Origin of the sequence: Leekyejoonella antrihumi (genome assembly GCF_007845645.1) — a bacterium.
In the GTDB taxonomy this organism is placed as follows: domain Bacteria; phylum Actinomycetota; class Actinomycetes; order Actinomycetales; family Dermatophilaceae; genus Leekyejoonella; species Leekyejoonella antrihumi.
Window position 1 is genome coordinate 1 of sequence record NZ_VCQV01000122.1, and the last position, 1,424, is coordinate 1,424.

Here is a 1,424-nt window from a genome sequence, read left to right on the forward strand (position 1 = left end):
GGCTCTTCAGATTTAAGGGTGTAGTGCTGGTCGGCGCGTCGATCACGGGATAGGCGTCGAGGCCTCCCGATGATGGAAGTTCTGACACTGCCCATCTGGAAGACCTCGACGTGACCGACGCTACCTTCACCTGCCCCGACCTGACCACTTTTGCTCGCCTGGATGAGCTCGGGCTGGTGGTGACTGGGCAGCGCGTCGAGCCCGGCCGGGCGGTACTGGCCTGCCGTGTTCTCGAACCGGACGGGTGGTGCCGGCGGTGCGGCTGCGAGGGCACACCTCGGGACACCGTGACCCGCAGGTTGGCGCACGAGCCGCTCGGCTGGCGCCCGACCACGCTGGTCCTTACGGTGCGCCGCTACCGGTGCACCGGCTGCGGGCACGTCTGGAGGCAAGACACCACCAAGGCGGCCGAACCGCGGGCGAAGCTGTCACGTCGCGGCCTGCGGTGGGCGTTGGAGGCGATTGTGTGTCAGCACCTGACCGTCGCCCGGATCGCCGAAGGCCTTGCCGTCACATGGAATACCGCCAACGACGCGGTCCTGGCCGAGGGGCGCCGAGCCCTGATCGATGACCCGCACCGGTTCGACGGTGTCGCGGTGATTGGCGTGGACGAGCACGTGTGGCGGCACACGCGCAAGGGTGACAAGTATGTGACGGTGATCATCGACCTGACGCCGATCCGTGACGGGAAGGGTCCGGCGCGGTTGTTGGACATGGTCGAGGGCCGCTCTAAACAGGTGTTCGCCCAGTGGTTGCAAGATCGACCCATCGAGTGGCGCGACCGGATCGAGGTCGTCGCGATGGACGGGTTCACCGGGTTCAAAACCGCTGCCGTCGAACAGATCCCAGGCACAACCCCTGTCCTTGACCCGTTCCACGCAGTGCAGCTCGGTGGTGACGCGTTGGACCGGTGCCGACAACGCGTGCAGCAGACCACCTGTGGGCACCGCGGCCGTAAGGGCGACCCGCTGTACGGGGTACGGCGAACCCTGCACACCGGCAGTGACCTGCTGACCGCCAAGCAGCAGGCCCGCCTCGATGCCGTGTTCGGCGACCAGGAGCACGTCGAGGTCGAGGCCACCTGGGGCGTGTATCAGGGAATGATCGCCGCCTACCGCGACCCTGACCGGGCGAAGGGTCGAGCAGCCCTGAAGACGCTGATCGACTCGATCAGCCACGACGTACCCAGTGCGTTGACGGAGCTGATCACGCTTGGGCGCACACTCAAACGCCGCGCCGCGGACATCCTGGCGTACTTCGACCGGCCCGGCACGTCCAACGGACCCACCGAGGCGATCAACGGTCGCCTCGAGCACTTACGCGGGTCCGCCCTCGGGTTCCGAAACCTGACCCACTATGTCGCGCGATCCCTCCTGGAGTCCGGAGGATTCAGACCCCGACTACACCCTCGTTTCTGAAGAGCC

At 66.6% G+C, this 1,424-nt stretch carries 1 protein-coding gene; it reads left to right on the forward strand.

Annotated features, from left to right (window positions below):
• The first annotated feature begins 110 nt into the window (after window positions 1–110).
• Complete coding sequence (locus tag FGL98_RS25015) at window positions 111–1,418, forward strand: ISL3 family transposase (protein ID WP_146321586.1); 1,308 nt, start codon at window positions 111–113, stop codon at window positions 1,416–1,418.
• Window positions 1,419–1,424: the final 6 nt, after the last annotated feature.